The 7,434-nt window shown below is 67.7% G+C and carries 7 protein-coding genes; 2 read left to right on the top strand and 5 right to left on the bottom strand.

Translation table 11 applies throughout. From position 1 onward, the window contains the following. The first annotated feature begins 129 nt into the window (after nt 1-129). Nucleotides 130-504, top strand: a complete 375-nt coding sequence (locus AWC16_RS07530; RefSeq protein WP_085264140.1) for a DUF2834 domain-containing protein — start codon at nt 130-132, stop codon at nt 502-504. A gap of 134 nt (nt 505-638) precedes the next feature. On the opposite strand, the gene AWC16_RS07525 is transcribed toward AWC16_RS07530, so the two are convergent. From AWC16_RS07525 to AWC16_RS07505, 5 genes are all read right to left on the bottom strand, one after another. Then, nucleotides 639-1,487, bottom strand: a complete 849-nt coding sequence (locus AWC16_RS07525) for a polysaccharide deacetylase family protein (RefSeq protein ID WP_085264138.1) — start codon at nt 1,485-1,487, stop codon at nt 639-641. A gap of 86 nt (nt 1,488-1,573) precedes the next feature. Further along, entirely contained in the window at nt 1,574-2,881 is a 1,308-nt protein-coding gene (locus AWC16_RS07520; RefSeq protein ID WP_085264137.1) for a PhoH family protein, read from the bottom strand. Between the two features lie 193 nt (nt 2,882-3,074). Beyond that, on the bottom strand, nt 3,075-3,902 hold the full coding sequence (locus AWC16_RS07515) for an acyl-ACP desaturase (protein WP_085264136.1): 828 nt from the start codon (nt 3,900-3,902) through the stop codon (nt 3,075-3,077). Between the two features lie 53 nt (nt 3,903-3,955). Continuing rightward, complete coding sequence (gene glyA, locus AWC16_RS07510; protein WP_085264135.1) at nt 3,956-5,230, bottom strand: serine hydroxymethyltransferase; 1,275 nt, start codon at nt 5,228-5,230, stop codon at nt 3,956-3,958. A 77-nt stretch (nt 5,231-5,307) separates the two neighbouring features. After that, on the bottom strand, nt 5,308-6,513 hold the full coding sequence (locus AWC16_RS07505) for a DUF885 domain-containing protein (RefSeq protein WP_085264134.1): 1,206 nt from the start codon (nt 6,511-6,513) through the stop codon (nt 5,308-5,310). Nucleotides 6,514-6,558: 45 nt separating this feature from the next. Between AWC16_RS07505 and coaA the strand changes: the two genes are divergently transcribed. Next, nucleotides 6,559-7,434, top strand: an 876-nt coding sequence (gene coaA / locus AWC16_RS07500) for a type I pantothenate kinase (RefSeq protein WP_085264139.1), incomplete at its 3' end; no start/stop codon positions are given.

Genomic DNA, 7,434 nt, shown 5'->3' with positions numbered 1-7,434 from the left:
TCCAAGACCGCACCCCGCAGCAGGCCTACCTGAACCCGATCACCCAAACAAACCTGCCAACTTCTTGACTCAAGACAAGCTTCCACTGACTCGCGGTGCCGTTGCGAAGCTCGCTTTAGAGTGCCGGTTATGACAACGGCCGACCGGGCATCATCGATCCCTACGTCCCGCAAAGTCCTCTGTGTCGTCTACGGCGCTATCGCCGTCGCTGCGCTCATCGCGACTTGGACAATGGCGGGCCCATACCTGCACTCACCCACCGGTCTCTTTGTCACGTTCTGGCGCGATACCCAGGTCAACTCAGCCTCCCAATACATCACCGCCGACGCCCTGTTAGTCGGCCTTTCGGCCACGATTCTGATGGTGATCGAGGCGCGGAAACACAACGTGCGTTTCATCTGGGCGTACCTTGTTGGAGGCTTCTTCCTCGGAATAAGCGTCGCCTTTCCGCTTTTTCTGATCGCTCGCGAATTTCGCATGGGCGCATCTCGCCGCGTTGAATGACCGAGGGCGCCGTGCATCCTCGGTGACCTGCCATGCATTACGGCGAGCTGTCCGAGTTCGCAGTAGTACCAGAGTCGGCCCGCATCGCCGCCGACCATGGTGTCCGATGCGGCCACCGGGCCGGCCGCATCGGTTCACGCGCCGTTGTTCGGTCCCCCCGAATTCGCACCGGGAATGTCGGTGATCGGAAGATTCGGCATCGGCGGCGGCGACGGCGTCGCCGGCAGCCTCGGGATGTCCGCTGGCGGAATGTCGTGCAGGTCGTTGACCGGCGGGCCGTTCTCGCGACTGCCGTACACGCTGCCCGGCGCGCGTGGGCCGAGCAGCTGGCTGACCGTGACCAGGTGGTAGCCATTGGCTTTGAGCACCGGAATGAACTGGTAGACCAGATCCACCGTGGACGAATAGGTGTCGTGGAACAGCACCACCGAGCCGGGCTTGATCTGGGTCATCAACATGTAGCGGGTGGCCGCGGTGTCGGCGTCGTTGATCCAGTCGAACGGAATGACGTCCCACAGGATCCCGGCCAGCCCGGCCTCGGCGGCCCGGGCGTTCACCGCCGCATCGGTGAGCCCGCCGGGTGGGCGCCACAGCGTCGGCGTCCCCCCGGTCGCGGAGCGGATCGCCTCGGTGGCCTTCGAGAACTGCGCGGGCACATCCGCGGCCGGGATCGTGGTCATGTTCGGGTGTTCCCAGGTATGACTGCCGATCTCCATCCCGGCCTCGGCGATCCGCCTGGCGCCCGCCGGGTTGGCCGCCACCTTGTTGCCGATCAGGAAGAACGTGGAGCTCGCATCCGCGTCGTTCAAGATCTGCAGCAACCGGTCGGTGTACGGCGAGGGGCCGTCGTCGAAGGTCAGCGCCACACACTTGACCACAGCGCAGTCCACCGGGTTGGCCGTGGCCTCGTGCACGTGGCTGGTGCAGGCGCCGAGCACCGCAACGGCGACCGCCACGACACCGGCCCGCCAGGTTTTTGTCACCCCGGCAGCCTACCGACCGTTGACTCTGCTCTGACGGCGCGAAAGTGCGAGTGGAGCCCGCCGTGGACGCAGAATGAACCGGGGGCTTACGGCAGCGCGGTGGGGTTGATCTCCTCGAGCATCTCGGTGACCAGCGCGGCGATCGGCGAGCGTTCGCTGCGCAGCAAGGTGATGTGCGCGAAAAGCGGGTGGCCCTTCAGCTTCTCTATCACCGCGGCGATGCCGTCGTGGCGACCGACCCGCAGGTTGTCGCGCTGGGCGACATCGTGGGTGAGCACCACCCGCGACCCGGTGCCCAGCCGAGACAGCACCGTCAGCAGCACGTTGCGCTCCAGCGACTGCGCCTCGTCGACGATCACAAATGAGTCGTGCAGCGAGCGGCCCCGGATGTGGGTCAGCGGCAGCACCTCGAGCATGCCGCGCGACAGCACCTCCTCGAGCACCGCCGGGCTGGCCAAACCCTCGAGGGTGTCGAACACCGCCTGGGCCCAGGGGCCCATCTTCTCGTTCTCGCTGCCCGGCAGATAGCCGAGTTCCTGGCCGCCGACGGCATACAGCGGGCGGAACACCACCACCTTGCGCTGGGTTCGCCGCTCCAGGACGGCTTCCAGACCGGCGCACAGCGCCAGCGCCGACTTGCCGGTGCCGGCCTTGCCGCCCAGCGACACAATGCCCACCGATTCGTCGAGCAGCAGGTCCAGCGCCACTCGCTGCTCGGCGGAGCGCCCGCGCAGGCCGAATGCCTCCCGGTCGCCGCGAACCAACTGCACCCGCTTGGCGGCGTTGACTCGGCCCAGCGCATGCGAGCTGCCACCGAGCAGCCGGATTCCGGTGTGGCACGGCAGATCCCGGGCCGCAGCCAGGTCGATCTCGCCCTCGTCGAACAGCGTGTCGATGTCGTCGACTGACGCCTCGACCTCGTCCATCCCGGTCCAGCCGGAGACGATGACGTCCTGGGCGTGGTATTCGTCGGCGGCCAGGCCGAGCGCAGCGGCCTTGACTCGCAGCGGAATGTCCTTGCTCACCAACGTGACTTGCCGGCCCTCGGCGGCCAGGTTGGCCGCGCAGGTCAGGATCCGGGAGTCGTTGCTGTCCGTGCGAAACCCGGTCGGCAACACCGCTGGGTCGCTGTGATTGAGCTCGACGTGCAACGTACCGCCCTGTGTCCCAACGGGAATGGGTTGGTCCAGCCGTCCATGCTCCAGCCGCATGTCGTCGAAGAGCCGCAGCGCCTGGCGGGCGAACCAGCCGAGCTCGTGATGGTGGCGTTTGGCCTCCAACTCACTGATCACCACCAGTGGAACGACCACCTCGTGTTCGGCGAACCGGGTGCAGGCCCAGGGGTCCGACAGCAGCACGGAGGTGTCGAGCACGTACGTCCGGATATCAGGCACTAAGCGCTCCAGCGGTAAGGGCACGCGCGACCCCGCGCGAGCAATTCGACGGGGGGTTCGGCACAGAACCGGGGCCGGTCCTGTCGTGATCACGACCGGTGGTGCCCACTGGACAGCAGAGCGTGTGGCTAGCCATCGATTGCGACGGTACCCCCGTCGGCGCGTGCGCGCCGGGCAGGCGCGCCGGAGCTCGTCAGCCGATGACGAACGGCTTCAGATCGGGGTGGGCGGCCAAGCCCCAGGCGCTGATCCGGTCGGAGATCACCCGGCGCAACTGCTCGGGTCCGAAGATGCCGGCTTCGGCGATTCCGGCCTGCCGGTCGGCGTAGGCGTCGATGTCGGCGCCGACGATCTTCAGCTCGGCGGCCCGCGCGGCGATGGCGGCCACCGTCTCGTCGTGCACATAGTCCAGGCAGTGCGTGACCAGGTTCGCGAAGAACTCCTCGTGGCGTTCCTCGTCGCCGGCGATCCGGTTGATCAGTCCCTTGAGCACCGGCTCGTCGGTCCGGTCGGCCAGGTTGCGGCAGAACTCGGCGCACGCCCGCTCGTAGAAGGCCATGAACACCAGCGTCTCAACCTGGCTGTAGCGGTCGGCGCGGTAGCCCTTCTGCACGTGCTCCATGCGGACGCTCTCGTTGGCGTCCGGGTCGATCTCGCGGGTGACGATCAGGTACTCACGCAGGGCGATGGCGTGCAGGTGCTCTTCGGCGGTCCACCGGCCGATCCAGCGTCCCCATTTGTCCTCGAGGATGAAGTGCTCGACCAGCTCGCGGTGGTAGCCGGCCAGACTGTCCTTCTCGACGAGCAGGATCTCGCAGGCGTCGGTGATCACCTTGGGCAGCGAGACCTGCGACGGCTCCCAGTCCTTGCCGCCGAGGAAGGCGAAGTTCTGACCCTGCTCGAACGGCACGAAGTCGTGCGCGTACCACGGGTCCACCGTGTCGATGTGCCGGTCCAAGTTCGCAGCCACAACCGGTTCCAGCTCTTGGATCAGTGCATTAGCAACGGGACGTTCAGCCATGAAAGTAACTGTAACCCGAGTTTACACTATCTTGTCAACTCGGGGGCGGCGTGTCAGGCCAGCTTCCAGTCCTCCAGGCCGTCATAGAGCGGGAAGTCCTGCGCGAGCTTGGTGACCCGGGTCCGCAGCGCTGCGACGTCAGCCGCCGAGCCGGCCGCCAGCGCGGTGGCGATGACATCGGCCACCTCGGTAAACTCGGCGTCGCCGAAGCCGCGGGCGGCCAGCGCCGGAGTGCCCACCCGGAGCCCGGAGGTGACCATCGGTGGGCGCGGGTCGTTGGGGACGGCATTGCGGTTGACGGTGATGCCGACCTCATGCAGCAGATCCTCGGCCATCTGGCCGTCCAGCGGCGAGTCCCGCAGGTCGACGAGCACCAGGTGCACGTCGGTGCCGCCGCTGACCACCGACACACCGGCCTTGGCCACGTCGGCGGCCAACAACCGCTCCGCGAGGATCTTCGCGCCGGAAAGCACCCGCTGCTGGCGCTCGGCGAACTCAGCCGTGCCGGCGATCTTCAGCGCGACGGCCTTGGCGGCGATCACGTGCATCAGCGGGCCGCCCTGCTGGCCGGGGAACACCGCCGAGTTGATCTGCTTGGCGTACTCCTTCTTGCCGACGATCAGCCCGGAACGCGGGCCGCCGAGGGTCTTGTGCACGGTGGTCGACACCACCTGGGCGTGCGGCACCGGTGACGGGTGCAGGCCCGCGGCCACCAGCCCGGCGAAGTGAGCCATGTCCACCCACAGCGTCGCGCCGACCTCGTCGGCGATCGAGGCGAAGGCTGCAAAGTCAAGGATGCGCGGGTAAGCCGACCAGCCGGCGATGATCACCTTCGGCTTGAACTCGAGAGCCTGCGCCCGGACCACGTCCATGTCGATCCGGTGGCTGACCGGATCCACCCCGTAGAAGGCGTTCTCGTAGAGCTTGCCGGAGAAGTTCAGTCGCATCCCGTGGGTCAGGTGTCCGCCGTTGGCCAGGTCCAGGCCCAGCAGCCGGTCACCGGGTTCCATCAGCGCCTGCAGCACCGCGGCGTTGGCCTGCGCACCCGAGTGCGGCTGGACGTTGGCGAACTCGGCGCCGAACAGCTCCTTGGCGCGGTCGCGGGCGATGTTCTCCACCACGTCGACGTGCTCGCAGCCGCCGTAGTAGCGCCGGCCCGGCAGACCTTCGGCGTACTTGTTGGTCAGCACGCTGCCGTGCGCCTGCAGCACCGCCCGCGGCACGAAGTTCTCCGAGGCGATCATCTCCAGGGTGTCGCGCTGGCGCCCCAGTTCCTTGCCGAGCAGCTCGGCGATGTCGGGGTCGACTTCGGCCAGCGGCGTCGACATCGTTGATGCGGGGCGGGTATGCGGTGCGGCGGTCACGGGCGCAAGTCTATCGAGCGGGGCCGCCACCGCCGGACGCGCTATCCGGCCAGCTCGGCACGCAGGCTCGACGGGGTCAGCGGTTCGTCGAGCAGTCGGCCGAACCGCTCGGTGAGACCCACCCCGGATGGGGCGGCGTCCAACCAGCCGCGCAGCAGCCGGTAGCCCTCCACGTAGGTCGACGTATAGGCCCGCCACAGCGGCGAGGACAGGAACCGTAGGCTCTGGCGGGCCCGGTCCTCGGTGACCAGCAGCCAGCGGCGCAGGTATTCGACCACCTCGTCGGCGTCGCGGTGCTCGTCGTGCAGCATCAACGCCGCGTCCTGGCGCACGTCGGCCAGCGCCGCGGCGGCCTCGGACACCGCTTCGGCCCGTTCGCCGTCGAACCGCAGCCCCAGATCTGCGTAGATCTCGGCGGCCCAGCCGCCCCAGCCGGGCCCGACCGCGGCGTAGAGCGCCAGGTCGGCCAGACCCTCGGCCATCAGGCACTGCGGGGTGTTGACCAGAAAGATGGTCTGCTCGGCCTGGCCCAGTGCCGCGACCAGCCCCGCCTCCTTGCGGCAGTGCTCGGTGTGATGGCCCGGGTAGGACTCGTGGGCCACCAGCCGCGGCAGGTTCGACATCAGCTGTTTGAGGTCGGCGTTGACCGCCACCGTGGAGCGGTAGTCGCCGCGGTAGTAGTTGAACCCCGACCACGGCTTGTCGGTGACGACCTCGTAGGTGATGGTCTCGGTCTCCGGCAGGGGGAAATGTACGCGCACCCGGTCGCGCAGCGCCGAGGAGAACGCGTGGATGGCGGCTTCGAGGCGCTCCGGTGGAATCTCCTCGGCCCGGCGGTGCGCGGCCATCCGCTCGGCCAGCGGCCCGGCCCCGCCCAGTGCTTCGTCGAGCCGGGCATGGGCCTGCCGATAGCGGTCGGTGTCGCCCTTGGCGATATCGACGTCGAAGTAGTCGCGCACCTCCTCGACGAAACCGACCTGCTCCCCGGCAAACTTGCGACCCGCGCACGCCAGCGCCCGCAGGTGCACCCGCAGGTACTCGGCGCGCTGCGCGTCGAGTCCGCCCGGCAGCGCCGCAACCAGCCGATCCGCCTGGCGGGCAAGGGCGGCCGGGTCCGGCATCGGCTCGCTCTGAACGAGTCGCTGCAGCGCTGGATCGCCGGTGAAGGCGTCCACATAGCCCTGCTCGATCCGGTCGAAGCGCAGACCGAGCAGCAGGTATTCACGGATCAATTCGGCGGGCTCCATACCCGATCAGGCTAACCTTCGCGGTTGCTGCAAGACTGTATGGTCATGCGGCGGCTTAGCGAGCCGAGTCCATACGTGGAGTTCGACCGACGTCAATGGCGAACACTGCGCATGTCGACGCCGATGCCGCTCACCGAAGAAGAAGTCGTGGCATTGCGCGGCCTCGGCGAGCAGGTCGACCTGCTGGAGGTCGAAGAGGTCTATCTGCCGCTGGCGCGACTCCTGCACCTGCAGGTCGCCGCTCGCCAGCAGCTCTTCGCCGCCACCGCGGAGTTCCTCGGCGAGAACGATCAGAGCCCGGACCGGCCGGTGCCGTTCATCATCGGCGTGGCCGGCAGCGTGGCGGTCGGCAAGTCGACGACGGCCCGTGTGCTGCAGGCGCTGCTGGCGCGCTGGGACCACCACCCGCGGGTGGACCTGGTCACCACCGACGGGTTCCTGTACCCCAATCACGAGTTGGAGCGCCGCAACCTGATGCACCGCAAAGGGTTTCCGGAGAGCTACAACCGGCGCGCGCTGATGCGCTTCGTCACCTCGGTGAAGTCCGGTGCGGACTACGTGTGCGCGCCGGTGTACTCACACCTGAGCTATGACATCGTCGCGAGCGCCAAGCAGGTGGTCCGCCACCCCGACATCTTGATACTCGAAGGCCTCAACGTATTGCAGACCGGGCCGACGCTGATGATCTCGGACCTGTTCGACTTCTCGCTGTACGTCGACGCGCGGGTGGAAGACATCGAGCACTGGTACGTCTCGCGGTTCCTGGCGATGCGCTCCACCTCGTTCGCCAATCCCGAGTCGCACTTCCATCACTACGCGGCACTCAACGACCAGCAGGCGGTGGCCGCCGCGCGCGATATCTGGCGCTCGATCAACCGCCCCAACCTGATCGAGAACATCCTGCCCACCCGGCCACGGGCC

It is taken from the genome of Mycolicibacter longobardus (genome assembly GCF_002102265.1).
GTDB classification, from domain to species: Bacteria; Actinomycetota; Actinomycetes; order Mycobacteriales; family Mycobacteriaceae; genus Mycobacterium; species Mycobacterium longobardum.
Note: the sequence above shows the minus strand (reverse complement) of the source record. Positions and strands in the feature narration are given on the sequence as shown.

Bases quoted from the DNA above. Each gene is read 5' to 3' on its own strand.
- glyA (WP_085264135.1), bottom strand. From the start codon at position 5,230: ATGTCGACGCCGCTGGCCGAAGTCGACCCCGACATCGCCGAGCTGCTC.
- AWC16_RS07505 (WP_085264134.1), bottom strand. From the start codon at position 6,513: ATGGAGCCCGCCGAATTGATCCGTGAATACCTGCTGCTCGGTCTGCGC.
- AWC16_RS07515 (WP_085264136.1), bottom strand. From the start codon at position 3,902: ATGGCTGAACGTCCCGTTGCTAATGCACTGATCCAAGAGCTGGAACCG.
- AWC16_RS07530 (WP_085264140.1), top strand. From the start codon at position 130: ATGACAACGGCCGACCGGGCATCATCGATCCCTACGTCCCGCAAAGTC.